Annotated in this window: 25 protein-coding genes and 1 pseudogene; 15 read left to right on the top strand and 11 right to left on the bottom strand. The window is 59.5% G+C overall.

Annotated features, from left to right (window positions below; genetic code table 11):
• Positions 1-3: 3 nt before the first annotated feature.
• The 3 genes from ISN39_RS18090 to ccmA all read right to left on the bottom strand — a co-directional run bounded on the left by ISN39_RS18090 (position 4) and on the right by ccmA (position 2,276).
• Entirely contained in the window at positions 4-765 is a 762-nt protein-coding gene (locus ISN39_RS18090) for a heme ABC transporter permease (RefSeq protein ID WP_194728402.1), read from the bottom strand.
• A 58-nt stretch (positions 766-823) separates the two neighbouring features.
• Entirely contained in the window at positions 824-1,483 is a 660-nt protein-coding gene (gene ccmB / locus ISN39_RS18085) for a heme exporter protein CcmB (RefSeq protein ID WP_074069954.1), read from the bottom strand.
• A gap of 145 nt (positions 1,484-1,628) precedes the next feature.
• Positions 1,629-2,276, bottom strand: a complete 648-nt coding sequence (gene ccmA, locus ISN39_RS18080) for a heme ABC exporter ATP-binding protein CcmA (RefSeq protein WP_074069953.1) — start codon at positions 2,274-2,276, stop codon at positions 1,629-1,631.
• A gap of 260 nt (positions 2,277-2,536) precedes the next feature.
• Here ccmA and acnA point away from each other — a divergent pair, with 260 nt between their 5' ends.
• The 3 genes from acnA to ISN39_RS18065 all read left to right on the top strand — a co-directional run bounded on the left by acnA (position 2,537) and on the right by ISN39_RS18065 (position 6,865).
• Positions 2,537-5,227: an aconitate hydratase AcnA gene (gene acnA / locus ISN39_RS18075; RefSeq protein WP_074069952.1), complete on the top strand. Its 2,691-nt coding sequence runs from the start codon at positions 2,537-2,539 to the stop codon at positions 5,225-5,227.
• Between the two features lie 221 nt (positions 5,228-5,448).
• Positions 5,449-6,189, top strand: coding sequence for a thioredoxin family protein (locus ISN39_RS18070; protein ID WP_074069951.1), 741 nt, complete (start codon positions 5,449-5,451; stop codon positions 6,187-6,189).
• Between the two features lie 274 nt (positions 6,190-6,463).
• On the top strand, positions 6,464-6,865 hold the full coding sequence (locus tag ISN39_RS18065) for a DUF2794 domain-containing protein (protein WP_194728401.1): 402 nt from the start codon (positions 6,464-6,466) through the stop codon (positions 6,863-6,865).
• Positions 6,866-6,870: 5 nt separating this feature from the next.
• Here ISN39_RS18065 and ISN39_RS18060 read toward each other — a convergent pair whose 3' ends face one another.
• The 4 genes from ISN39_RS18060 to ISN39_RS18045 all read right to left on the bottom strand — a co-directional run bounded on the left by ISN39_RS18060 (position 6,871) and on the right by ISN39_RS18045 (position 11,685).
• The gene (locus tag ISN39_RS18060; RefSeq protein ID WP_194728400.1) at positions 6,871-7,428 is read right to left on the bottom strand and encodes a GNAT family N-acetyltransferase; all 558 of its coding nucleotides are present in this window, start codon (positions 7,426-7,428) and stop codon (positions 6,871-6,873) included.
• Positions 7,429-7,529: 101 nt separating this feature from the next.
• Positions 7,530-8,258: a Bax inhibitor-1/YccA family protein gene (locus tag ISN39_RS18055; protein WP_022717367.1), complete on the bottom strand. Its 729-nt coding sequence runs from the start codon at positions 8,256-8,258 to the stop codon at positions 7,530-7,532.
• A 179-nt stretch (positions 8,259-8,437) separates the two neighbouring features.
• Positions 8,438-10,981: an ABC transporter permease gene (locus tag ISN39_RS18050; protein WP_194728399.1), complete on the bottom strand. Its 2,544-nt coding sequence runs from the start codon at positions 10,979-10,981 to the stop codon at positions 8,438-8,440.
• On the bottom strand, positions 10,978-11,685 hold the full coding sequence (locus ISN39_RS18045) for an ABC transporter ATP-binding protein (RefSeq protein WP_194728398.1): 708 nt from the start codon (positions 11,683-11,685) through the stop codon (positions 10,978-10,980). The genes ISN39_RS18050 and ISN39_RS18045 overlap by 4 nt, the downstream gene beginning before the upstream one ends.
• A 54-nt stretch (positions 11,686-11,739) precedes the next feature.
• Between ISN39_RS18045 and ISN39_RS18040 the strand changes: the two genes are divergently transcribed.
• Together ISN39_RS18040 and thpR are read left to right on the top strand one after the other, a co-directional pair.
• Positions 11,740-12,384, top strand: coding sequence for an arylesterase (locus ISN39_RS18040; protein ID WP_194728397.1), 645 nt, complete (start codon positions 11,740-11,742; stop codon positions 12,382-12,384).
• Positions 12,385-12,452: 68 nt separating this feature from the next.
• Positions 12,453-13,046 carry an RNA 2',3'-cyclic phosphodiesterase gene (gene thpR / locus ISN39_RS18035; RefSeq protein WP_074070463.1) on the top strand — a complete coding sequence of 198 codons (594 nt, stop codon included), beginning with the start codon at positions 12,453-12,455 and terminating at the stop codon, positions 13,044-13,046.
• On the opposite strand, the pseudogene ISN39_RS18030 reads toward thpR, so the two are convergent.
• Positions 12,953-13,454 (bottom strand): annotated as a pseudogene (locus ISN39_RS18030) (low molecular weight protein-tyrosine-phosphatase). The gene thpR and the pseudogene ISN39_RS18030 sit on opposite strands and share 94 nt — an antisense overlap.
• Positions 13,455-13,489: 35 nt before the next feature.
• On the opposite strand from ISN39_RS18030, the gene ISN39_RS18025 reads away from it, so the two are divergent.
• From ISN39_RS18025 to ISN39_RS17995, 7 genes are all read left to right on the top strand, one after another.
• Entirely contained in the window at positions 13,490-13,792 is a 303-nt protein-coding gene (locus ISN39_RS18025) for a 4a-hydroxytetrahydrobiopterin dehydratase (protein WP_194728396.1), read from the top strand.
• A 51-nt stretch (positions 13,793-13,843) separates the two neighbouring features.
• Positions 13,844-14,233, top strand: coding sequence for a YkvA family protein (locus tag ISN39_RS18020; protein ID WP_194728395.1), 390 nt, complete (start codon positions 13,844-13,846; stop codon positions 14,231-14,233).
• 345 nt (positions 14,234-14,578) lie between these two features.
• Entirely contained in the window at positions 14,579-15,094 is a 516-nt protein-coding gene (locus tag ISN39_RS18015) for an invasion associated locus B family protein (RefSeq protein WP_074069943.1), read from the top strand.
• Positions 15,095-15,321: 227 nt separating this feature from the next.
• Positions 15,322-16,551 (top strand): 23S rRNA (adenine(2503)-C(2))-methyltransferase RlmN, encoded by a 1,230-nt coding sequence (gene rlmN / locus ISN39_RS18010; protein WP_194728394.1) that lies wholly within the window; start codon positions 15,322-15,324, stop codon positions 16,549-16,551.
• A gap of 90 nt (positions 16,552-16,641) precedes the next feature.
• The gene (locus ISN39_RS18005) at positions 16,642-17,595 is read left to right on the top strand and encodes an ABC transporter substrate-binding protein (protein WP_194728393.1); all 954 of its coding nucleotides are present in this window, start codon (positions 16,642-16,644) and stop codon (positions 17,593-17,595) included.
• 121 nt (positions 17,596-17,716) lie between these two features.
• Positions 17,717-18,598, top strand: a complete 882-nt coding sequence (locus ISN39_RS18000) for an ABC transporter permease (RefSeq protein WP_074070462.1) — start codon at positions 17,717-17,719, stop codon at positions 18,596-18,598.
• On the top strand, positions 18,595-19,389 hold the full coding sequence (locus ISN39_RS17995) for an ABC transporter ATP-binding protein (RefSeq protein WP_194728392.1): 795 nt from the start codon (positions 18,595-18,597) through the stop codon (positions 19,387-19,389). The genes ISN39_RS18000 and ISN39_RS17995 overlap by 4 nt, the downstream gene beginning before the upstream one ends.
• A gap of 10 nt (positions 19,390-19,399) precedes the next feature.
• Here ISN39_RS17995 and ISN39_RS17990 read toward each other — a convergent pair whose 3' ends face one another.
• Both ISN39_RS17990 and ISN39_RS17985 read right to left on the bottom strand, forming a co-directional pair.
• Complete coding sequence (locus ISN39_RS17990; protein WP_074069939.1) at positions 19,400-20,041, bottom strand: LysE family translocator; 642 nt, start codon at positions 20,039-20,041, stop codon at positions 19,400-19,402.
• 79 nt (positions 20,042-20,120) lie between these two features.
• Entirely contained in the window at positions 20,121-20,975 is an 855-nt protein-coding gene (locus ISN39_RS17985; RefSeq protein ID WP_074070461.1) for an SDR family NAD(P)-dependent oxidoreductase, read from the bottom strand.
• 178 nt (positions 20,976-21,153) lie between these two features.
• On the opposite strand from ISN39_RS17985, the gene ISN39_RS17980 reads away from it, so the two are divergent.
• Positions 21,154-22,377, top strand: coding sequence for an argininosuccinate synthase (locus ISN39_RS17980; RefSeq protein WP_074070460.1), 1,224 nt, complete (start codon positions 21,154-21,156; stop codon positions 22,375-22,377).
• Positions 22,378-22,499: 122 nt separating this feature from the next.
• Positions 22,500-23,141, top strand: a complete 642-nt coding sequence (locus tag ISN39_RS17975) for a LysE family translocator (RefSeq protein WP_194728391.1) — start codon at positions 22,500-22,502, stop codon at positions 23,139-23,141.
• Between the two features lie 6 nt (positions 23,142-23,147).
• Here the strand turns inward: ISN39_RS17975 and ISN39_RS17970 are convergent, their stop codons facing one another.
• Positions 23,148-23,579: a hypothetical protein gene (locus tag ISN39_RS17970; protein WP_074069937.1), complete on the bottom strand. Its 432-nt coding sequence runs from the start codon at positions 23,577-23,579 to the stop codon at positions 23,148-23,150.
• Between the two features lie 210 nt (positions 23,580-23,789).
• Between ISN39_RS17970 and ISN39_RS17965 the strand changes: the two genes are divergently transcribed.
• Positions 23,790-25,877 (top strand): M3 family metallopeptidase, encoded by a 2,088-nt coding sequence (locus ISN39_RS17965; RefSeq protein ID WP_194728390.1) that lies wholly within the window; start codon positions 23,790-23,792, stop codon positions 25,875-25,877.
• Positions 25,878-25,953: the final 76 nt, after the last annotated feature.

Here is a 25,953-nt window from a genome sequence, read left to right as displayed (position 1 = left end):
CGGTCAATCCTCACGGCTTGCCATGCGCGCGGCAAGACGGCGCTGGGCGGCAACGCGGCGCCGCCAGATTTCGTTGCGCATCGCCATGATGTGCAGCGTGAAGAAGAGCAGCGTGAAGCCGATTGCCATCACGAAAAGCGGGCGCAGGAACTCCGGGTCGATCGCCGGGCCGGCGAGGCGCACGACGCTCGCAGGCTGATGCAGCGTATTCCACCAGTCGACCGAGAACTTGATGATCGGGATATTGACGAATCCGACGAGGATCAGAACCGCGGTGACACGCGCGGCCCTTGACGGATCATCGATGGCGCGGTTCAGCGCAATCAGGCCGAGATACATCAGGAAGAGGATGAAGACGGACGTCAGCCGCGCGTCCCAGACCCACCAGGTGCCCCACATGGGCTTGCCCCAGAGAGAACCGGTGACCAATGCAAGCAGCGTGAAGGCGGCGCCGAGCGGTGCGGCGGCCTTGGCGGAGACATCGGCCAGCGGATGGCGCCAGACGAGCGTGCCGATCGCCGAAATGCTCATCACGATGTAGCACATCATCGAAAGCCAGGCCGAAGGCACATGGAGATACATGATGCGGACGGTTTCGCCCTGCTGGTAGTCGCCTTTCGTCGAGAAGCTGAGGTACAATCCGATGATGAGACAGAGCGCCGTTGCCGCCGCCATCCACGGGATGGTGCGCCGCGCCAGCGCCAGAAACCGCGTCGGATTGGCGAGATCGCTGATTTTGCTGATGGCAAGGCTTGTTTCGCTCATGTACGGTTCTTTACCTTGAACGCGGTGATCCCGCAATTGATCGCTCTCAAAGAGCCAATCAATCCGATGTGTTTCGCAGCGCAAGTGCTGCGGCTGCCGGACCGATGACGGCAAAGAACATCGTCAATGCGATCAGAATGAGGAAGGGCGGCATGAAAGGTGCCGGATCTTCCACTGCCGCATAGGTGGCGCTGACGCCGAAGATCAGCACCGGAATGGTCAATGGCAGAACAAGGATCGAGACCAGCAGCCCGCCGCGCGGAAGGGCGACGGCGACAGCCGCGCCGACGGCGCCGATGAAGGTGATGGCGGGCGAGCCGGCCAAGAGCGTCAGCATCGTCGCACCGATCGCGACCTCGTCCATGTTCATGAAGAGACCAAGGAACGGGGAGGCAATCACCAATGGCAGGCTCGTCGCCGTCCAATGCGCGAAGCATTTGACAAGAACCGTCAGCACGAGAGGCGTTTCCTGCATCAGCATCAAGTCCAGCGAACCGTCGTCACGTTCGGCTTGGAAAAGTCGGTCAAGACCCAGCAAAGCCGCAAGCAGCGCGCCAATCCAGACGATGGCGGGGCCGATTCTGGAAAGCAGGTTCAGGTCCGGCCCGACGCCGAACGGGATGACAGCGACGACGGTGAGGAAAAACAACACGCCGATGAGAGCGCCGCCGCCGGCGCGGATGGAGAGCTTCAGATCGCGGAAGAAGAGGGCGGTCATTTGAGGTGTCCCTCTTCGCGGATGACCAAGGACCCCTCCCCAACCCCTCCCCACAAGAGGAAGGGGCTAACGTGCGGCGCCGTTTGCTGCCTACAAATATCCGTTCCGCAAGCTGTAGCGTTGTCCTGGTGTGCCACAAGCGTCATCAACCCCAAACTCCTCGATCCACGCCCGCAAACCCCGTCATCTTCAATGCCCGGGCACTCTCAAGCCCGAGCGGCTGATGGGTCGCGGCGACAACGATGCCGCCCTTTCTCCGGTGGGCGTCGATGAGACCGGCAAACAAGCGGTCGGCGCTGGCATCGAGTGCTGCGGTCGGTTCGTCGAGAATCCAGACCGGGCGGTAGGCAACGAGCAGCTTGGCGAAGGCAAAGCGGCGTTGCTGGCCGGCGGAGAGATAACCGAAGGGAAGATGCGTAATGTCCGAAAGGCCGACGGCCTCGGCGGCGTCTTCGATCGACAGTTCCGAGGCGCCGAGGACGTCGCCGAGAAAGTTTTGCCAGAAGGCGAGATTTTCGGAAACGGTTAGCTCGCTTTTCATCGCGTTGCGGTGGCCGAGATAGTGGCTGACCTCGCGCGGAATCCGGTCCGTTTCACCACGCGAATCAGTGAATTGAACTGTGCCCCTTTCAGGCCTTAAAAGACCGGCCACGACGCGCAGCAAAGTCGACTTTCCCGATCCGTTTTTCCCAGTCAAAACCAGCGCTTCGCCTGCGTCGAGGCGAAAGGATACGTCTGCGAAAATCAGGTCTTCGCCCCGCCTGGCAGCGAGATTGGAGGCGTCGAGATGCATAGGTTTTCCGTTCAATAAGTTTTTAGTCACCGCGACGCAAAAAATGTCCCAAATGGGCCGAGCCCTCTCTGGCACCTTTCTTAGAAATTATCTATAAGACCCGCAACCACGCCAGCGGCCGGCGTGAATTTCATCCTTGCGCCGAACTTGGAGAAACCTCTCCACGTGCGGACAGCGGAAATGGCCGTACCCGCATCCTGATGTGCATTAGTGCATAGGCGTCCGCACGACTGTGTTGGCTATCAGAAACGGGGTCTCTCGTGTCTAAATCTCTTGACAGCTTCAATTGTCGCTCCACGCTTTCCGTGAACGGAAAGGACTACGTCTATTACAGCCTACCGAAGGCTGAAGCGAATGGTCTTAAGGGCGTGTCGAAGCTTCCCTATTCGATGAAGGTTCTACTCGAGAACCTGCTGCGCTTCGAAGACGGCCAGTCGGTCACCAAGGAGCACATCCTCGCGGTCGCCGAATGGCTGAACAACAAGGGCTCCGTCGAAAACGAAATCGCCTATCGCCCGGCGCGCGTGCTGATGCAGGACTTTACTGGCGTTCCGGCGGTGGTCGACCTTGCTGCGATGCGCGACGCAATGGTCTCGCTCGGCGGCGATCCTGAAAAGATCAACCCGCTCGTGCCCGTCGACCTCGTCATCGACCATTCCGTCATCGTCGATGAATTCGGTACGCCGCAGGCCTTCGCCAAGAACGTCGAACTTGAATACCAGCGCAACGGCGAGCGCTACCGCTTCCTGAAGTGGGGCCAGCAGGCATTCAAGAATTTCCGCGTCGTTCCTCCCGGCACCGGCATCTGTCACCAGGTCAATCTCGAATATCTCGGCCAGACCGTGTGGACGAAGGATGAGGACGGTGAGACGATCGCCTATCCGGACACCTGCGTCGGTACCGACTCGCACACGACGATGATCAACGGCCTCGGCGTTCTGGGCTGGGGCGTCGGCGGTATCGAAGCAGAAGCCGCCATGCTCGGCCAGCCGGTGTCGATGCTCCTGCCGGAAGTCATCGGCTTCAAGCTCACCGGCAAGCTCAAGGAAGGCGTCACGGCGACGGACCTCGTTCTGACCGTCGTGCAGATGCTGCGCAAGAAGGGCGTCGTTTCGAAGTTCGTCGAGTTCTTCGGCCCCGGCATGGACAACATGCCGCTCGCCGATCGCGCGACGATCGGCAACATGGGTCCGGAATACGGCGCGACCTGTGGCTTCTTCCCCGTCGACGGCGAAACCGTCAACTACCTCACCATGTCCGGCCGCACGCATGACCGGATCGCGCTCGTTGAAGCCTATTCGAAGGCGCAAGGCATGTGGCGCGAAGGCGATGGTTCCGACCTCGTCTTCACCGACACGCTGGAGCTCGACCTCGGCGACGTCGTGCCGTCGATGGCAGGTCCGAAGCGTCCTGAGGGCCGCATCGCGCTCGAAGACATCGCGTCCGGTTTCGCCACGTCGATGGACGCCGACTACAAGAAGCCCGGCCAGCTTTCGAACCGTTATGCGGTCGAAGGTACGGACTTCGATCTCGGCCATGGCGACGTTGCCATTGCCGCCATCACGTCCTGCACCAATACCTCCAACCCGTCGGTACTGATTGCTGCCGGCCTGCTCGCCCGCAACGCCGTTGCCAAGGGCCTGAAGACCAAGCCCTGGGTCAAGACTTCGCTGGCGCCTGGATCGCAGGTCGTCGGCGAATATCTTGCCAAGTCCGGCCTGCAGGCCGACCTGGACAAGCTCGGCTTCAACCTCGTCGGCTTCGGCTGCACGACCTGCATCGGCAATTCCGGCCCGCTGCCGGCGCCGGTCTCGAAGACGATCAACGACAAGGGCCTCATCGTTTCGGGCGTGCTTTCGGGTAACCGCAACTTCGAAGGCCGTATCTCGCCGGATGTCCAGGCGAACTATCTGGCATCCCCGCCGCTCGTCGTTGCCTACGCGCTCGCCGGCACGGTCCAGAAGGACCTGACCAAAGAGCCGATCGGCGAAGACCAGAACGGCAAGCCGGTCTATCTCAAGGACATCTGGCCGACCTCGAAGGAAGTTCAGGAGTTCATCCTCAAGTACGTCACCCGCGAACTTTACGAAACGAAGTATGCGGATGTCTTCAAGGGTGATGAAAACTGGCAGGCTGTCCAGGTTCCTCCGGGGCAGACCTACGCCTGGGACGACGACTCGACCTACGTCCAGAACCCGCCTTACTTCGTTGGCATGGGCAAGAAGGGCAGCGGCACCTCGGACATCAAGGGTGCCCGCGTCCTAGGCCTGTTCGGCGACAAGATCACCACCGACCACATTTCTCCGGCCGGTTCGATCAAGGCTGCGTCGCCGGCCGGTTCTTATCTGCTCGAGCACAATGTCGGGGTCGCGGACTTCAACCAGTACGGCACGCGCCGCGGTAACCATGAAGTGATGATGCGCGGCACCTTCGCCAACATCCGCATCCGCAACCACATGCTCGGCCCGAACGGCAAGGAAGGCGGCTACACGATCCACTATCCGTCGAAGGAAGAGGAATCGATCTACGACGCCGCCATGAAGTACAAGGCAGAGGGCGTTCCGCTCGTCATTTTCGCCGGTGTCGAATACGGCAACGGTTCGTCGCGCGACTGGGCGGCGAAAGGCACCAACCTGCTCGGCGTCAAGGCCGTTATCGCGCAGTCCTTCGAGCGTATCCACCGCTCGAACCTGGTCGGAATGGGTGTCATCCCCTTCGTCTTCGAAGACGGCACGACCTGGCAGAGCCTTGGCCTCAAGGGTGATGAGACCGTTACCATCGAGGACCTGGAAAACATCAAGCCGCGCGAGAAGAAGATCGCCAAGATCACCTACAGCGACGGCACGGTGAAGGAGGTTCCCCTCCTGTCGCGCGTCGATACGCTCGACGAAGTGATCTACCTCAACAACGGCGGCATCCTGCAGACGGTTCTGCGCGATCTCGCTGCCTGATTGTTAAGAAACAGGGCACATAATGGCCGCCGGAGAGCAATCTCCGGCGGTTTTTCTTTGCGGGTTTCCATCTCACGCCGATGTGTTCTAGCAGCGATGCCGACGGGCGGCGTCTCACCCCTTCGTGACTTCCCGTTTGCAGCCGGAAGGATTATCTCTACGGGCGTAAGTCAGGGCCTGCGGTATTCGGTCTGCTGCGCGTCTCTGGAAAAGGGGTTGGAATGTCGCCGCGTTTTTTGATTTCGCTGGTCGCCGGTATGGTGCTTACAGCGCCGCTTCATGCCGAAGATGGCAAACTGAAAGGCGTCGTTGAACTTTTCACGTCGCAGGGATGCTCGTCCTGTCCTCCCGCCGATGCAGCCTTCCGGAAGCTGGTTGGCCAGGGCGATGTGATCGCACTCGCCTATCATGTGGACTACTGGAATTATCTCGGGTGGACGGACACGCTCAGTTCGAAGGAAAACACCGAGCGCCAATATGGTTATGCGCGGATGATGGGCCGCAGCAACGTCTACACACCGCAGGTCGTGGTGAACGGCCGCGATCACCTGACTGGCTCGGACCTTTCCGCCATTTATGGCAAGATCGATACATTTTCGACGGAAGGCAAAGGCTTGACCGTGCCCGTGGACGCGCAGCTGCGCGGCGACGAGCTCGAGATCAAGATCGGCGCCGGCGAAGGTAAGGCCAATGTCGTGCTTGTCTATTTCGACAAGGAAAAGACGATCGACGTCGAAAAGGGCGAAAACAGCGGCAAGAAGATTTCCTATCTCAACAGCGTCAGCGATGTCGAAACAGTCGGCATGTGGGATGGCAAGGCGGCAAGCCTGACGCTGCCCGCAAGCGTCCTGCAGAAGCCAGGACTGGAGGGTTGCGCCATCCTGCTTCAGGCGACGACAACAGACGGCGATCCGGCTGCGATCGTCGGCGCAACAATCGTCATGGCAGGCAAGAATATCTGATCGGTTTACCGCTTCGAGGCGGATGGAACGAGGCGGCCCGGCTGATCGTATTCGGGGCTGGGGTTAAGGTCGATACGCTCAGCCGGGCCCTTTGGCGCGCTGGCGCCAAATCAGTGAGCGAATTTCCTCCGGAAATGAGGCGCTGTTTTGACTGAAATGCGGCGCTTGGGAGATTGCATAGCATATGTTTAATGTGATGGTAGCTGCACTTGCAATTTGATGTGGCTCGGGCAAACTGTCGTTCTCCTGTCATAAGTGGAGGCTTGGGAGACTGATGACAGATCAGCCGGATTTGCGGCATGGCGACGCCCGTTCCGCCAGTAGTAGTTCCTCGGTCGTCGTCGATTTAAAAGAGTACAAGCAAAGCAAGGACCCGCCGCCGGTGACCTTTCATCGTCGCGAGTTGGATGCGATTTTGTGGATCTACGGAAGGATGGTTGGCGAAGGCGAGTGGAAAGATTACGCGATCGACCATCTGAAGGATAAGGCGGTCTTCGCCGTGTTTAAACGTTCAGGCGAGATGCCGCTTTTCCGCATCGAGAAAGATCCGAGGCTCGCCGCCAAGCAGGGCGCTTATTGCGTGATCAATGCAAACGGCATGATCCTCAAGCGCGGCCATGACCTGCAGCAGGTGTTGAAGGTCTTCAACAAGGTTCTCAAACTCGTCGAGACGTAACGGCGTCAGCCCTCAAACAGCGTGCCGGGATAGACCGACGGGTTAGGATCGCTGTCTTTGCCATCGCCGAGCGGCCGCTGCATGATCATCGTGTCGAGCCAGCGGCCGTGTTTGTAGCCGGTACCCTTCAGCAGGCCGGTCTCTTCGAAACCCAATGCGCAGTGAAGCGCGATCGAAGCCGGATGGGCGCCGCCGATGATGGCTACCATCTGGCGGAAGCCGAGTTCCGTGCAGCGTGAAATCAGCGCTGTTAGCAGTGCCCGGCCAATGCCAAGGCCGCGCGCTGTAGGCGCGAGATAGATTGAATCCTCCACAGTCCAGCGATAGGCAGGCCGGGTGCGGAAGGCGGAAGCATAAGCATAGCCGAGCAAGGCTCCATTCTCATCAACCGCCGCGATATAGGGATACCCAAGACTGGTATTTGCAGAGAAGCGAGAGGCCATTTCGGATTCCGAAGGCGGGATGATCTCGTAGCTCGCGACGCCGTTGAGGACTGATTCGCGATAGATTTCCGAGATTGCGGGAAGGTCGGAAGGAGTGGCGTCACGAAGAAAGAAAGGCATTGGATCGGCCGGTCATTGATGAATGCCCTTAGAAAACACTCCATCGCTCGACGTGCAATAAAAAAGGCGGCCGGAGCCGCCTTTTCAGTGATGCTGTCCACTTACCTGCGGTTGCCGAGGAACTGCAACAGGAACATGAAGAGGTTGATGAAGTCGAGATAGAGCGTCAGCGCCCCTATGATCGCCTTCCGGCCGGCGACGGCAACGTCATCGGCTTCGAAGTACATTTCCTTGATTCGCTGCGTATCGTAGGCAGTAAGGCCTGCGAAGATCAGGACGCCGATCACTGAGATCGCGAACTGCATCGCAGAGGAGGCCAGGAAAATGTTGACGAGCGAAGCGATGATCAGGCCGAAGAGACCCATGATCAGGAACGAGCCCATCGCCGACAGGTCACGCTTTGTCGAGTAGCCGTAGAGCGACAGTGCGCCGAAGGAGGCTGCCGTGATGAAGAACGTCTGAACGACGCTCTCGCCCGTGTAGATCAGCAGCAGCGACGAGAGCGACAATCCGACCAGCGCGGCATAGACCCAGAAGGTCGTCTGCGCTGCGGAAACGCTCATGCGGCCGATCCGGAAGCTTAAGAAAAACACCAGAGCCAGCGGAGCGAAGATCACGACCCACTTCAGCGGGCTCACATAGATCGCCTGGCCGAAGGCGGTCAATTGACCATCGGCAAAAGCGAGCTGGAATGACAGAAATGCCGCTACACCCGTGATCGCCAGACCCAGCGCCATCAGGTTGTAGACCTTGAGCATATAGGAGCGCAGGCCCTGATCGATCATCTCGCCAGTTTGTGCGCGGCTTTGGTAGTTACGAAGGTCAGCCATAGTTTCCTCTTAAAAGCTCCGATGGGTATACGGTGTCGGGCTATACGACCCGGGCGCCGCTGCGGAGCTCCAGCATGCCTACCGGTAATATGAGCCTTTCGCCTTTTGCAAACAAGGCCCTTGCAACCCGCGATCGGGTTAAATCGCCGTAAGGTGAAGGGATTTTATCAGCCGCAGATTCATAGTTCGCGCAAAACGGGTGCTGCCTTCTGGCCAAGAATGCGCCAGGTGCCGACGAGCCCGATGCCGACTGTCAGGACCAGCGCGGTGACCAGCGTGAGGCCGGCGACATCCGGCAGGAAGGTCGAAGGCATCCGCATGATGCGGCTGACGATGAACCAGGCCGCAGCGCCGCCGGCGATCAATGCAAAGACCGCTGTTGCAACCCCCAGGATCAGATATTCGTAGCTGAAGGCGCGGATGAGCATTGCCCGCGTCGCGCCAAGCGTCTTCAGGACGACGGCGTCGTGTGTTCGGGCCCGGTTGCCGGCGGCAAGCGCGCCGGCAAGCACCAGAACGGAGGAGATAAGCGCAACGGAGGCCGCGGCGCGGATCGCGGTTGCGAGCTGCGCGACCAGCGTGTTGACAATATCGATTGCGTCCTTGACGCGCACGCTGGTGATCGTCGGGTACGTATTGGTCACGGATTTCAGGATAGCCGCTTCTATCGCCGGTGTCGCCGAGGGATCGGTAAGCGTTGCCAGCCAAGCATGCGGAGCGCCGCGGAAGGTATTCGGCGAGAAGACCATGACGAAATTGATCGATAGCGATTCCCACTCGACTTTCCGCAGGTTTGCGATCCTGGCCGTCAGGTTACGGCCGAGCACATTTACGGTGACGGTATCGCCGATTTTGAGGCCGAGTTCCCTGGCTTCTTCCGAGGAGAAGGAGACAAGCGGTTCGCCGCTGTAGTCCTGCGGCCACCAGCTTCCCTCTGTCAGCGAGGCGTTTTCCGGTATCGTCTGGGAATAGGTGATGCCGCGGTCGCCGCGCAGCACCCATTGGCCGCCGGGCGGCACCTGGATCTTGGTTACGTCCTTGCCGTTCAGCGCCAGAATGCGGCCCCGCAGCATCGGCACTTCCACGAGCTTGCCTTCCGGCGCCTGCCGGCTGATCAGGCTTCGGAAGTTTTCGACCTCGGCGCTCTGAATGTCGACGAAGAAGAAATTCGGTGCGCCGTTTGCCATGCGGCCGGTCAATTGCCGGCGCAGGTTGCCGTCGATGAGCGTCAAGGTGACCAATAGCGCGAGGCCGAGGCCGAGCGAGAGGACGACGGACGGCGTCAGCGCGCCGGGGCGATGGATGTTGCCGATGGCAAGCCTGAGCGCTGGTGAATTGACACGCGGGCTGCGCTTGGCGAGCCAGGCGATCAGTGCTGCAACGGCGCGCAAGATGACGAAGGCAAAGACAATCGCGCCGACGAAGATGACGGCGATGTATCGGTCGTAGGCCGTAACGATCGCAAGACCGGCAAGCCCAGCCATGAAGAGCGCGGCCAGCAAAATGTAAGGCAACGAGGGCAGGCGGCGTGCCTCGAAACCCTGTTCGCGGAAGAGCGCAGTTGCAGGCACTTCCCGGGCATGGCCGAGCGGCATGATAGCGAAGGCGAGCGTCGTCAGGATGCCGAAGAGTGCGGCGAGCAGCAGCGCGTCCGGATAGAGCGTCGGTTCGGTGGAAACCGGCAGGAATTGTGCCAGGAATTGCGCGGCAAGCATCGGCGACAAGGCGCCGATGACGAGGCCGAACAGGATGCCGGCGAATGCGATGATCGCAATCTGGAAGAGATAAACGAGGACGACGACGCCAGCAGGTGCCCCCAGGCATTTGAACGTCGCGATCGTCGTGCGCTTCGCATCCAGAAAGGCCCGCACGGCGTTGGCGACGCCGACACCGCCGACGATGAGTGCGGTCAGGCCGACGAGCGTCAGGAATTGCGAGAAGCGGGTAATATTTTCGGTGAGAGACGGGGCCGCGCGGTCGCTGGTTCGGATCGACCAGCCCGCCGATGGGAACTCCCTGGTGGCGCGGTCGCGCACGCTCCCGCGCTCGGAGGGGGCATCGAGCTTAATCTTGTAGACATGCTCGACAAGGCTGCCGGTCTGGATGAGTCCGGAAGCAACCAGGGCCTGGCGGCTGACCACCAGCCGTGGCGCAAATCCGAAACCTTCTGAAAGCGCGTCCGGCTCGGTCTTCACCTGACCTGTGATGCTGAGGGTGGCATTGCCGAGCAGTATCTCGTCGCCGACTGCAAGACCGAGCCGCTCCAGCAGGAGAGGTGCCGCAACGGCGCCATAGGTTCCGTTCTGATCGGAAAGCAGAGCCGAAAGGGGGTAATCCGGTTCGGCCGTGAATTTGCCATAGAGCGGATAGGTATCATCCACCGACTTGACCTCGACGAGCGCTTGATCCGACCCGTCTGGCTTTCGTGCCATGGAACGAAGACCGGTTGAGATGGAAACCTGGCCGAGGCCCCGCAGGAAATTCATCTCCGGCTGGGTTGCTTCACGGTTGTTCAGCTCGAAGCGGACGTCACCGGCGAGCAGTTCCTGGCCCTGGGAGGCGATCGAGTCGGTGATCGACTGCGAGATGGAATTGACGGCGGCGATCGCGCCGGTGCCGAGTGCGATACAGGCAAGGAAGATGTAAAAGCCCCGGAAACCGCCGCGGAGTTCGCGAAGGGCAAGGCGGAAGGCAAGCGCGGTGCGCGGGGCGACAAGCTTCATGCGATGGCCGCTTCGGAATGGCGCGCCGCGCTATCGCCTTCGATCTTGCCGGAACGGACTTTGATCTGCCGCGAGCAGCGATTGGCAAGCGAGACGTCATGCGTGACGAGCAGCAGTGTCATGCCGCGTTCGGCCTGCTTGGAAAAGAGCAGATCGGCGATCTGGCGGCCGGTATCGGTGTCGAGATTACCGGTCGGTTCGTCGGCGATGAGAAGGGCTGGCGAAGGCGCAAGAGCGCGCGCGATGGCGACGCGCTGCTGTTCGCCGCCCGAAAGCTGGCCCGGGTAGTGGCTCAGCCGCTCGCCGAGCCCGACCGATTTCAACTCACGACGGGCGATGTCGAAGGGGTTCGGCACGTTTGCGAGTTCAAGCGGGACTGCGACGTTTTCAAGTGCCGTCATATTGGCGATCAGATGGAACGACTGGAAGACGATGCCGATATTGCGGCCACGGAAATCGGCGACCTGATCTTCGCTGAGGGCGTGCAACGGCGTGTCGTTTATATTGATCTCGCCGGTATCGAGCCTCTCAAGGCCGGCGAGGACCATCAGCAGCGTGGACTTTCCCGAGCCGGACGGACCGACGATGCCGACCGACTCGCCGGCGGCGACCGAAAGGTCGATGCCCTTCAAGACATGAACGGAGGCTGCCGCGTTGCCCAGCGTCAAATCTGCCTGCTTGAGCTCGATGATGGTTTTTGCCAACAGAAAATCGCCCTATATGAATTGCAAAGACCTTGCCAATCTAGGGAAAGCAGCATGAGATTTAAAGTTGCCGCGCTTCACATCGCTGTCATTGCCGCTTCGTTGATTTTCGGGACGAGTGCCAATGCTGCGACGATCAACCTTGTCGGCTTCGGCGACAGCCTGATGGCAGGCTACCAATTGCCGCCCGGCGACGGCTTTCCGGAGAAGCTGCAAGCGGCCTTGAAGGCCCAAGGCGTCGATGTTTCGATCGCCAATGCCGGCGTTTCCGGGGACACGACGACCGGTGGGCTGGCGCGAATCGATTGGTCGGTCCCCGATGGCACCAACGGCGTCATCTTGGAGCTTGGCGCCAACGACGCGTTGCGCGGTATTGCCCCGGAAGAGAGCGAAAAGAACTTGGACGCGATGATTGCCCGGCTAAAGGATCGCGGCATCGCCGTGCTGCTCGTGGGCATGATGGCGCCGCCGAACATGGGTGGGGACTATGCTGCGCGTTTCAATCCAATCTACCAAAAACTCGCGGAAAAACATCAGGTTCCGCTTTACCCTTTTTTCCTTGACGGGGTCGTGATGGACACCAGTCTGAAGCTGGACGATGGAATGCATCCGAACGCGAAGGGCATTGATGTCATGGTTCAGAAGATGGAACCGGCTGTCACGGAATTCATCGGGACGATTTCTACTGTGAAGAAATAGGGGCTTGCGCGGGTGTCGAATGCGTGATTCCGTGTGAGCACCTGCAAAAGATTCGGGGAGTGCTCGTCATGCCGAGACTGTTTACCGCCCTCGAAATTCCGCGCAATGCGGCGATGAGCCTTTCATTGCTGCGCGGTGGTCTTCCCGGTGCAAGATGGATCGATGTGGAGAACTACCACATCACGCTGCGCTTCATCGGCGATGTCGATGGACGCACTGCTGACGAGATCGTTGAGCGCCTGGACCGGATCGATCGGCCCGAATTTCAGATCCGCCTTGACGGCATCGGCTCTTTCGGCTCGAAGAAACCGCATTCCGTCTGGGCAGGCGTTTCGCCCTCGCCGGAAATGTATGCGCTACAGGCTGAAATCGAGCGCATCTGCCAGCGGATCGGCCTGCCGCCGGATCCCCGAAAATTTACCCCGCATGTGACGCTGGCGCGGATGAAGTCCTCGCGCGTCGATGACGTCGTCCACTACCTTTCCAGCCGAGGCAACTTCCAGACGTCATCCTTCACCGTTCCACGCTTCGTGCTGCTTTCTTCGCGCGAATCGGTCGGCGGCGGGCCCTATCTGACGGAAGAAGTGTTCCCGCTGAGCGAGGCTTGGTCGGCGCCGAACTTGTCCACCAATGCGATGCAGCCGGTCAAAAGCCTCGTATAGATCAATTTCGAAGCCTTCCGGGCCACCAAAGTAGGGGTCCGGAATATCTTCGCCAGTCTGAAGCGCGGTATCGCCGAAAAGCATTATGTTGCCTGCGCCCGGCGCCATCGCGCGAAGCTCGGCAATATTGGCGCGGTCCATTGCGAGGACAAGATCGAACTCTTCGAAATCCTCAAGGCGGACACGGCGGGCACGTTGCCCTGTAATGTCAATGCCGTGGGCGCGTGCGATTGCGATCGAGCGTCTATCGGGCTGTTTGCCTTGATGCCAGCCGCCGGTACCTGCTGAGTCAATCTTGAACCGATCGGCAAGACCGCTCTCCCTTGCAGTATGAGCGAAAACGCCTTCGGCGAGCGGAGAGCGGCAGATATTGCCCATGCAAACAAAGAGAATGCTGACGCGTTTCATGAAGAGACCTGATTGAAGAGATGGAGCACGATGACATGAAACAGGAGAAACTGGAACGGAGCGCGGTCGACAGCCAGCTTGCCGGATTGGCGGGTTGGTCTTTGGATGATGGTTGGGCATCGATCTCGAAAACCTTCAAATTCGCAAGCTTCGTCGAAGCCTTCGGCTTCATGACGAAGGCGGCGCTTGCGGCAGAAAAGCTCAACCACCATCCGGAATGGTTCAATGTCTATTCCAGGGTCGAGGTGAAGCTGAACACGCATGATGCAGGTGGATTGACCGAACTCGACTTCAAGCTTGCCAAGGCGATGGACAAGGCCGCCGGGCAGATTGATTGAATCTGTTAAAGCCATCACCATATCTTCGCATGCACCAAAGGGAAAACGGGAATGGACGAGGTCAAATTCGGTGAAATCCTGCTGCCCGGGGACGAAGATACCCAGAGCCGGCGGGAGAAGGCTGTGCGGAAAAAGTTCTGGCCGACCTTCAAGCGGGCAGTGCGGCAGATTCCGTTTTCACGGGATCTTGTCGCAGGCTTCTATTGCGCGCTCGATCCGGAAACGCCGACGCGCGTGCGCGGCATTCTGCTTGCGGCTCTCGCCTATTTCATCCTGCCTTTCGACATGGTCCCGGACCTCTTTATGCTGATCGGCTTCTCGGACGATATTGCGGTACTCTCCGCGGCTTTCGCAATGGTCAGCAGCCATATGAAAGCGAAGCACTACGAGGCGGCGGATCGCGCGCTTGCCGATCAGCCGGAAGGCATGAAAACGATCTAGGCCGTTTCGGCTTCCAGCACGTTTGCGCAGGCAATTCTTTGACGGATTTCCAGTGTCTTAATGACCCTGCAACGGAATTTTGGAAGGTCAAACTCTTGCCTGAATCTTTATGTCTTAAATCTCCTCGAAGGGATGGCATCACGCCATCAGGGCAGAATATCGTCGCGGAGCGCAATCGCGTCATAGGTTAACACTCAGGCTCAGGCCGGAATGACACACGTGGAGACAATTCGCAGGCTCCGTTGACGCTTTGGTAACCTGAATTAAGTCAAAATAAAGCAGATCGTGACGAAGACGCCGCTCGCTCCGACAGGGCGCTGAATCGCAAGAACCGGCAGGAAATCCATGTTTGTAAAAAGTATCGTATCCGCTCTCGCACTCGTTCTCATCACGGCCGGAGCTGCAGGAGCACAGCAGACTGCTGCTGCGCCGACACGCATCCAGCAATTCCAGGCCTGGGGCGCCTATTCCTATAAGCAGGGCACCGGCAATGTTTGCTATGTGCTGTCCGTGCCGACCGAAAAGAAGCCGGCTGGCATTGACCACGGCGACAACTTCTTCATCGTCTCGCAGCGTCCTGGCCAGAACATCTCCTATGAGCCGCAAGCGATGATGGGCTACACGGTCAAGGACGGTTCGAAGATCGAAGTCGTCATCGACAACAAGACCTTCGTCATGTTCACCAAGGATAAAGCCGGCTGGGTCGAGAACGCGGCGCAGGAACCTGCGCTTGTGGCAGCCATGAAGGGCGGCAAGTCGATGACGGTCAATGCGACGTCTCGCCGAGGCACTGCCACATCCTACAGCTACTCGCTCTCCGGTATCTCCGCTTCGCTGAAGCAGATCGAAGCCTGCAAGTAAGCCACCTTGCTCTGTCTCGAAGTTCAAGGGCCGGCCTTGCGCCGGCCTTTGGCGTTTCCATCTATAGTGACGCGCGGCGAAAATGATGATAAAGCCGCGCGCAACTGCGGAAAGATCGCGGCATATGCTGCTGCTCCGTCATTCAATTTTCTGCCAACTGCCGATGCCGCCCGCCAAGTCTTCCGGCTTACCGGGATGAGCGCAGTTTGATTTCGGGATAAGAGACCATGTCCGTCATGGATGCCGTGACCATCACCAAGCCTGCCGGGCAGCCGCGCACAGAGCTTTCGCCGAAGCCCTCGCTGATAGGCTTGAGCCGCGAGGAAATGGGTAATGCTCTTCGCGAGAGGGGCGTTGCCGACAAACAGGTGAAGATGCGCGTCAGCCAGCTCTGGAACTGGATTTATGTGCGCGGCACCTCCGATTTCGACCAGATGGTGAATATCGCCAAGGACATGCGAGAGATGCTGAAGCAGCATTTCACCATTGCGCGCCCGGAGATTGTCGAAGAGCAGGTTTCCAATGACGGCACCCGCAAGTGGCTGCTGCGCTTTCCGCCGCGCGGCGCCGGCCGTCCCGTCGAAGTTGAAACCGTCTATATCCCGGAAGAAGGTCGTGGCACGCTCTGCATCTCCAGCCAGGTCGGCTGTTCCCTGACCTGTTCCTTCTGCCATACCGGTACGCAGCGGCTGGTGCGTAACCTGACAGCGGAAGAAATCCTCTCGCAGCTCCTGCTGGCCCGCGACCGGCTTGGCGATTTCCCGGACCGCGATATTCCGGTCGGCGCCATGGTACCGTCGGAAGGCCGCAAGGTCAGCAACATCGTCATGATGGGAATGGGCGAGCCGCTCTACAATTTCGATGCGGTCAAGCAGGCACTGCTGATCGCCACGGATGGCGACGGGCTTTCGCTGTCGAAGCGCCGCGTCACGCTTTCCACCTCCGGCGTCGTGCCCGAGATTTTCCGCACTGGAGACGAGATCGGCGTCATGCTGGCGATCTCGCTGCATGCCGTGCGCGACGACCTGCGCGACATTCTCGTACCGATCAACAAGAAGTATCCGCTGAAGGAGCTGATCGAGGCCTGCCGGGCCTATCCAGGGCTTTCGAATGCACGCCGCATCACCTTCGAATATGTGATGCTGAAGGACGTCAACGACAGTTTGGAAGATGCCAAGGGGCTGATCCAGCTCCTGAAAGGCGTGCCTGCCAAGATCAACCTGATCCCGTTCAATCCCTGGCCGGGCACGAACTACCAGTGCTCTGACTGGGCGCAGATCGAGAAGTTTGCCGATTTCATCAATTCGGCAGGTTACGCCTCGCCAATCCGTACGCCGCGCGGCCGCGACATTCTCGCCGCTTGCGGCCAGCTGAAATCGGAATCCGAGCGCATGCGCAAGACCGAACGCCTGGCATTCGAGGCGATGATGATCGCCAATCACGGCGTGGACGACTGATCAGCAAGTTTGATCCTTGCAGCAGTTCTTTGCGATTGATTGCGGCGCGGGGTTTTCCTAGAAGCCCCTCATTACCGATGGAGGACTCTCATGCGTTTGATCTCGCTCGCCGTCGCGGCGGTTCTTGCCCTTACCTTGCCTGCCAAGGCTGACGGCGTCACGGTCGCTGTGACGGCCATCGTCGAGCACCCGGCGCTCGATGCCGTGCGCAAGGGCGTCCAGGATACACTTGCCGCGGCAGGCTATAAGGAAGGTGAGAATCTCACGTTCCTCTTTGAATCCGCACAGGGAAATCCTGCCACCGCAGCGCAGATCGCCCGCCAGTTCGCAGGCGAGGATCCGAACGTCATCGTGCCGATCTCCACGCCGTCGGCGCAGGCTGTGGTTTCCGCGACCCGCGACATTCCAGTGGTCTTCACTGCCGTTTCCGATCCGCTCGGCGCCCAGCTCGTCAAGGATATGGACAAGCCCGGCGGCAACGTCACCGGCCTTTCCGATATGTCGCCGGTTGCCGAACATGTTGCGCTGATCAAGGAGATCCTGCCTGCCGCCAAGACGATCGGTTACCTTTACAATTCCGGGGAAGCCAATTCCGTGTCGTTGCTTGCGGCCCTGAAGGCTGAGGCGGAGAAGGCCGGTATGGGCGTTGTTGAGTCCGCAGCGACGAAGTCTGCGGAAGTCCAGGGTGCTGCGCGCGCGCTGGTCGGCCGTGCCGATGCGATCTACGTCCCGACCGACAACACGATCATCTCGGCGTTGGAGGGTGCCGTAGCCGTTGCCGAAGAAAGCAAGCTGCCGCTCTTTACGGCGGATACGGATTCCGTCTCACGCGGCTCGATCGCAGCGCTCGGTTTCAACTATTACGACGTTGGCAAGCAGACCGGCGATGTCGTGGTTCGTGTCCTGAAGGGCGAAAATCCGGGTGATATTCCGGTTAAGGTTGCCGCCGGCAGCGATCTCATCATCAACAGCGCCGCGGCTCAGAAGATGGGCGTTAAGCTACCGGAAAGCGTTCTCAAACGCGCCAATCGCGTCATCGAATAACCACCAGCTTTCGCCATTATCGATATTGCGCTCGGCCGCTCCTGTTTCTAAACGGGAGCGGCTGATGATATTCATGCCCTTACGATGGACGGGCAAAACGAAGAAAAGAGGGTCGACCGCCTTGAGTGAGATCGCATTTTGGGGTGCCGTGGAGCTTGGGCTTGTCTACGCCTTCGTTGCTCTTGGCGTTTATCTCGCCTTCCGCGTCCTCGATTTCCCCGATCTGACGGTGGATGGCTCCTTTCCCCTCGGCGCGGCGGTGACAGCGGTTCTGATCATTGCCGGCGTCAATCCTTGGCTGGCAGCGCTGGTTGCGATGATCGCCGGTGCTGCAGCCGGCGTCGTGACGGCGCTCCTCAATGTGCGCTTTCGGATTCTCAACCTGCTTGCCTCGATCCTCACCATGATTGCGCTCTTCTCGGTCAATCTGCGCGTCATGGGCAAACCCAATGTCGCGTTGATCAATGCCGATACGATGATCAGTCCGTTCTTCGGTCATGGCCTTCGCGACTTCTACGTCCGGCCGCTCTTTGTCGGCGTTCTCGTCGTCATCGCGTTGATCGTGGTCTGGCGCTTCCTCGAAAGCGATGCCGGGCTTGCGATGCGGGCAACGGGTGCAAATGCGCGGATGGCGCGGGCGCAGGGCGTCGACACCAGCAGACAGATCTACCTTGGCATGGCGATGTCGAATGCTCTCGTCGCGCTCGGCGGCGCGCTCTTTGCGCAGACGAACGGTTTTGCCGATGTGACGTCCGGCGTCGGTACCATCGTGGTCGGCCTTGCCGCCGTGATCATCGGTGAAACGCTGCTGGGCCGCCGCGGGTTGTTGATTGCGCTCATCGGCTGTGTCTTCGGCTCGATCATTTACCGCATAGCCATTCAACTGGCGCTTTCCACCGACATGATCGGTCTCCAGGCCTCGGACCTCAATTTCGTGACGGCGGTTCTCGTGACCATCGCGCTCATTCTTCCCCGACTTCGCCGCGGAGGAGCCCCATCATGATCAGCATTAAGGATATCAAGGTCGTTTTCGGGAAGGGCACGCCGCTGGAGAAGCGGGCGCTAAACGGCGTCAGCCTGGCCATCGAGCAGGGCTCCTTCGTGACCGTCATCGGCTCCAACGGTGCGGGCAAATCGACGCTGCTCGGCGTTCTCGCCGGCGACGTTCTGGCAAGCGAGGGGAAGGTGCTGATCGGCGATATCGACGTGACGCGCAAGCAGACGGCTGCGCGGGCGGGGCTCGTCGCACGCGTCTTTCAGGATCCGCTGACGGGAAGCTGCGGCTCCCTGTCGATTGAGGAGAATCTTGCTCTTGCCGCTCGGCGCGGCGAGCGGCGCGGATTGGTGGCGGCCCTCGGCTCCAAACGCCGCGATCTTTTCCGCGACCGGATCAGCGAACTGAACCTCGGTCTCGAAAATCGTATGGCTGATCGCATGGATCTGCTTTCCGGCGGCCAGCGGCAGGCGGTTTCCCTGGTCATGGCGACGCTGGCAGGCTCGGAGGTCTTGCTGCTCGACGAACATACGGCCGCACTTGATCCAGGCATGGCGGAATTTGTCATGAGCCTCACGGACAAGATCGTCTCAGATCGCAAGCTGACCACGCTGATGGTGACCCATTCCATGCGCCAAGCGCTGGACTACGGACACCGCACGGTCATGCTGCATGGCGGCGAAATCGTGCTGGACGTCAGCGGCGACAGTCGCAAGGATCTGCAAGTCGAAGACCTGATCGCGATGTTCCGCAAGATGCGCGGACAGACGCTCGACGATGATGCACTGCTGATCGGCTGAGCGGGCGCGATCAGCGTGCCTGCGTGAGAAATATCTTTACGGCGAAGATCGAGAAGACCCCCGCGAAAGTGTAGTCCATTCCGCGCAGGATCTTCCTGTTCTTCTGCAGCCAGCCCGCAAGCCAGTCGGAAGCGAGAACCACAAGGGCGTTCACCGGCATGCCGATGAGGATGAAGAAAAAGCCGAGGAAGAGCAGCTTGTGCGTGACCGCCGGATCGCCCGCGCTTACGAATTGCGGCAGGAAGGTCATGAAGAAGATGATGACTTTCGGGTTCAGAAGATTGACCCAAAAGCCGACGGAAATATTGGAAAGCGGCGTGCCCTTGGCTTCGCTGACCTGCTCGACGGAAAGCTTCGAACCGAAACGGATCGCTTGAAGAGCCAGCCAAAGAAGATAGGCAGCACCTCCGGTTTTGAGAACCAGGAAGGCGGTCGGCGAGGCGGTGATCAGCGCCGAGATGCCGAAAGCAACCAGCATCGTATGAACCACGATGCCGAGGCTGGTGCCCAAGACGACGTAGAGTGCCGGCTTCTTGCCCTGAGATAGAGCGCGGCTGATCGAGAGCGTCATGTCCGGTCCGGGCGTGGCCGCAAGAAGCAGGCTGGCCGCGGAAAAGGCGAGAAGGGTCGCAATGCTCGGCAGGAAATCCATGGCACTCTCTGAAAGCTGATAAGAGTTAGTCTTTCTTATCCAAGTTTCAGAAAATTACCAATCAATCCTGATGATCCGCCTATCGCTTTTCTTCAAGGAAGGCCTTGAACCGGTCGGCATAATCCTTGTGCCAGCGCGAAAGCGGCGGGCGGTTTTCGATGATGTCGCCGATCGCCCAGGCCATGCGGCGCTCGTCAAGGGGGCGGGCGACGTCGTTGTCCGGGCAGAGGATATAGAAATCGCCGCGCTCCAGGCTTTCGATCATGAAATCGACGGTCTGTTCCGGTGTCCAGGCGGCCGCGGGCTTTTCGGTGCGGTCACCCTTTGTAAGGCCGGTGAAGACAAAGCCCGGGATCAGAAGGTGGGCAGATATCTTCGAGCCTTCGGTATTGCGCAGTTCGTGCTCGAGGGCTTCGGTGAAAACCTTCACGCCTGCTTTCGACACATTGTAGGCAGGATTGCCCGGAGGAGTCGTGATGCCCTGCTTGGAGCCGGTGTTGATGATGAGCCCGGGCTCACCATGTGCCAGCATCTTTGCTCCGAAGACCCGCGTGCCATTGATGACGCCGAGGAGATTGACGCCGAGGATGCTGTCCCAGTTTGCCTGAGCGCTGAAGATCGAGGTTTCCGGACCGATGCCGGCGTTGTTCATCAGCACATGGACGCGGCCGAAGCGCTGAACGACAGCTTGTTCGAACGCCTCCAGCGAAGACTTGTCGGAAACGTCCGTCTCGACTGCCATCACACGCTCCTGGCCGGCAATGGCTTCGAGTTCGCCACGAGCCGTCGCCAGCCGGTCGCCATCGAGGTCGGCGATGACGACGCTCATACCTGCCTTGGCAAAGCGCTTTGCCGCCGCAAGGCCGATGCCGGATGCGCCGCCGGTGATCACCGCAACATTGGGCTTCTTGAGAATCTCCTGAATATTCGTCACGGGACCGGCCTCCTCAATCATTATTCGGACGCAGCCAGATATGGGTGCGCGTTTCGGGCTGTCAAACGTCAAGCGTGCTCTGCCCCAAAAATCCTTGCCCTTGCGTCACGCGACAATCTCGCTAAAAGTGCCCGCGACACCGGGCTTTGCCGCCCATTATGCAACGGACCTCATCATCATGGCATCTAAGAAAGACGTGAAAAAAGTCGTGCTCGCCTATTCCGGCGGTCTCGATACCTCAATCATCCTGAAGTGGCTGCAGACCGAGCTCGGCGCCGAAGTCGTGACTTTCACGGCCGACCTTGGGCAGGGTGAAGAGCTCGAACCGGCGCGCAAGAAGGCCGAGATGCTCGGCATCAAGGAAATCTACGTCGAGGACGTGCGCGAAGAGTTCGTAAAGGACTTCGTCTTCCCGATGTTCCGCGCCAATGCTGTCTATGAGGGCGTCTATCTGCTTGGCACGTCGATCGCCCGACCGCTGATTTCCAAGCACCTGATCGATATCGCCCGCAAGACCGGCGCCGACGCGATCGCCCATGGCGCGACCGGCAAGGGCAACGACCAGGTCCGCTTCGAGCTTTCCGCCTACGCGCTGAACCCGGATATCAAGATCATCGCGCCGTGGCGCGACTGGGCGTTCAAGAGCCGCACCGAGCTGCTGGCATTTGCCGAACAGCACCAGATCCCGGTTGCCAAGGACAAGAAGGGTGAAGCGCCGTTCTCCGTCGACGCCAACCTGCTGCACTCGTCCTCCGAGGGCAAGGTTCTTGAGGATCCGGCGCAGGAAGCCCCGGAATACGTGCATATGCGCACGATCTCTCCGGAAACCGCGCCCGACAAGGCAACCGTCATCAAGGTCGGTTTCGAGAAGGGCGACGCAGTTTCGATCAACGGCGTTCGCATGAGCCCGGCGACACTGCTCGCCACGCTCAACAGCTATGGCCGTGACAACGGCATCGGCCGTCTGGACCTCGTCGAAAACCGTTTCGTCGGCATGAAGTCGCGCGGCGTCTATGAGACGCCCGGCGGCACGATCCTGCTTTCGGCGCATCGCGCGATCGAATCGATCACGCTCGACCGCGGTGCAGCACATCTCAAGGATGAGATGATGCCGCGTTACGCAGAGCTGATCTATTATGGCTTCTGGTTCTCGCCGGAGCGGGAAATGCTGCAGGCGCTGATCGACAAGAGCCAGGAGCATGTCGAAGGCGAAGTGACGCTGAAGCTCTACAAGGGCAATGTCATGGTTATCGGTCGCGAGAGCCCGAAGTCGCTTTATTCCGACAAGCTGGTCACCTTCGAGGACGACCAGGGTGCCTACGACCAGAAGGATGCGGCGGGCTTCATCAAGCTGAACGCACTGCGCCTGCGCACACTCGCCAAGCGCAACCTCAAGAGCTAAGCGTGTCACAATACGCGGCCCGCACGGCCAAGCCGTGCGGGCCTCTTCTTTGGGGTGTTGCGACGCTTGACGGATTGCCGGGTTAGCATAGTCTGCGGCTTTGATCCTTCGGAGCTTTTGCCATGACGCAATCCCTGCTCGTCGGCGCCTTTCTGGCGGCTCTCTTTTATGTGCTCATTCCAGGCCCTGCGTTCCTTCAGCTTCTCGGCATCGGCGCCGGGCAGGGGCGAAAGGCTGGCGCCTTCTTCATGATGGGGCATCTTGTCGGTGATATTCTCTGGTCGGCGCTGGCGCTGGTTGCGATTGTCGGCGCGAGAACGATAGGCACCTTCGTCTTCGATCTGCTCGGATTGCTCTGCGGTTTCTATCTCGCTTGGATCGGCTGGAGCGCGGTAACGGCCAAGCCGAAAGGCGACGGGCAGGCCCTGGTGACGGTGAAGCGGCCCTTTCGCCGCGGGCTGATTTTCGGCGTGACCAATCCGAAAGGCTACCCGGTGGCGCTGGCGACCTTCACGGCACTGGTTGCCGGTTCGGCCGGTGCGCTCGATTTCGAGGCTTTGCCGCTGCTTCTCAGCGTATCCTTCCTAGGCTTCGTGACTGCCGATCTCATTCTTGTCGCCATTATAGGCGCAGGCGCCGTGCGGCGTTTCTACCGCGCGCATGAGCGGCTGATCGTCCGCTGCTCCGGCGTGCTCTTCATGGGATTTGCAGCCCAAGCACTCTGGCACGCAACGCCCGGCCTGCTTGGATGGCGCAAGGCCTGACGGCGCCTACGCGTTCAGGAAATTCACGATCGATTTCAGCGTCTTTACGCTATCGGAATCGCCGATCGACATGGCGATCTGCAGCTGGTTTTCATAATAGTCGCGGAAATTGAATAGCGTGCCGTCGGTGATCCCGGTCAGATCGATGACATTGCCCTGCACATCGATGGCATGCATCGGCAACGGCTCGGAAATCGCCGCAAACGTGTCCTGGTCGATCCCGCCGTTGTCGTAGCTTTGGCGCGCATGGCTACGCAGCTCGCTCGGGCTCATGGCAGCGAAATCCGGCCCTTCGACACGATTGTCTTCGACCTTGAATATCGCTGAAGCTGCCGCTCCGGCGTCGATTCCAATATCTTCGGTCTTCGAACTTTTTGCGTTGTTCTGGCTGTTTTTAAAAAGCAAACTCTGAGAAGACCGCACAGAAAAAATTTCCATGGCGCATGTCCCCTTACGGAAAGAGTGGCTCGAAACTAGCGTCAGCGCGCGAGTCGCGTCAATCGTTAACGATTGGTTAATTTTTATGTATCAATTCTTGCCCGTCAAAACTTGCGAGGGCAAGCAAAAGCGAATCTCGCAAGCGGCATACCAATGCGGTGATGCCTTGCCTATATTGCCGTTTCCAGCCTCTGCATAAAGGACGTCAGCATGCCTTCCACACAAGAGTTCAATCCGGCGCTTGTCAACTGGAACGGGCTTCATGGCCTGCCTCGCTTCGAGGCGCTGAACGACGGTGATTTCGCCGCTGCCTTCGATGCCGCTCTCGCATCTCATGAAGTGGAGATCGACGCGATCGCCGGAAACGTGGAAGAGCCCACATTCGAGAATACGATCGTCGCCCTGGAGATTGCAGGCGACGAGCTTTCGCGTGTTTCGGCGCTGTTCTGGAACCGGGCGGGGGCCCACACGAACGATACAATCCAGGCACTGGAGCGCGATATATCGCCAAAAATGTCGCGCCACTATTCCAAGATCGGAATGAACGCTGCGCTTTTTGCACGTATCGATACGCTCTGGGAGGATAGGGAAAGTCTCGGACTGACACTTGAGCAGACACGTGTGCTGGAGCGTCACTGGAAGAGCTTTGTAAAATCCGGCGCCAAGCTGGCGAAGGCCGAGCAGGAGAAGCTTGCGGCAATCAACGAAAAGCTTGCAGGCTTGAGCACGCAGTTCGGACAGAACGTGCTGGCCGACGAAAAGAACTGGTCGCTGATCCTCTGCGAAGGACCCGAGCTCGCAGGCCTTCCGGATTTCCTGAAGGACGCCATGGCGGCGGCAGCGCGCGAGCGCGGCGAAGAGGGAAAGTTTGCGGTCACTCTGTCGCGCTCGATCATCGAACCGTTCCTGACCTTTTCCGAACGGCGCGATCTGCGCGAGCAGGCCTTCAAGGCATGGGTCGCACGCGGCGAGAACGGGGGCGAGACGGATAATCGCGGCATCATCCGCGAGACGCTGACCCTTCGCGGAGAAGTCGCGAAGCTTCTCGGATATGGCAATTTTGCGGAACTGAAACTCGACAACACGATGGCAAAGACGCCAGCTGCGGTAAACCATCTGCTGCGCGCCGTCTGGGCAAGAGCCGTCAAACGGGCGCTTGATGAAGAGGCGGATATCGCAAGGCTGATCGCCGAGGATGGCAAGAACCATGAGGTCATGCCCTGGGATTGGCGCTACTATGCCGAAAAGATCAGGGCGCAGAGGTTCAATTTTTCCGAAGCCGAACTGAAGCCCTATCTGCAGCTCGAAAAAATCATCGATGCCTGCTTTGATGTCGCCGGCCGACTCTTCGGCATTCGTGCCGTCGAGAAGAAGGGGATTGCCGCCTATCACCCGGATGTGCGCGTCTTTGAAATTCGCGATAGCGAAGACAAGCTGGTTGCGCTTTTCCTGGGGGATTATTTTGCCCGCAGTTCCAAGCGCTCCGGCGCCTGGATGAGCGCGTTCCAATCCCAGCATAAACTCCCAATGAAGAATGGGCATCAGGGCGAACTGCCGATCATCTACAACGTGTGCAACTTCGCAAAACCGGCCGAGGGCAGGCCGGCACTGCTTTCGCTGGACGATGCGCGCACACTCTTCCACGAATTCGGCCATGCGCTGCATGGCATGCTTTCGAACGTGACCTATCCCACTGTGTCGGGCACCGCCGTTTCGCGCGACTTCGTGGAACTGCCATCTCAGCTTTACGAGCACTGGCTGACAGTTCCCGCAATTCTCAAGCAATATGCCGTGCATTTCGAAACCGGCGGACCTATGCCGCAGGAACTGCTCGACAAGGTGCTTGCGGCCCGCACCTTCAATGCCGGGTTCAACACGGTCGAGTTCACCTCCTCGGCGATTGTCGATATGGAGTTTCACACGCGCGGCGCTGTGGAAGACCCGATGGCGGTGCAAAATCAGGTGCTCGCCGAACTCGGGATGCCGAAGTCGCTCGTGATGCGCCATGCCTCGCCGCACTTCCAGCACATCTTCTCCGGCGGTTATTCGGCAGGCTACTATTCCTATATGTGGTCGGAAGTGCTCGATGCAGATGCTTTCGCCGCTTTCGAGGAAACCGGCGACGCCTTCAACAGTGAGATGGCGCAAAAGCTCAAGGACAACATCTATTCCAGCGGCGGCTCGATCGATCCGGAAGACGCCTATAAGGGATTCCGCGGCAAGTTGCCGAGCCCCGAGGCAATGCTCGTCAAGAAGGGCCTTGCAACATTCGAAGAGCTTTCGGGCAGCGACGCGTAAGGCGGTCCTTAACAAAATTGTCGCCGAAGTTTCGGAAAACCGTCATGTCATCTTCAAGAGACTGACATGACGGCCG

It is taken from the genome of Rhizobium sp. 007, from assembly GCF_015353075.1.
Taxonomy (GTDB): Bacteria; Pseudomonadota; Alphaproteobacteria; order Rhizobiales; family Rhizobiaceae; genus Rhizobium.
The sequence above is the reverse complement of the archived record's forward strand: the minus strand, read 5'-3'. Positions and strand labels throughout refer to the sequence as shown.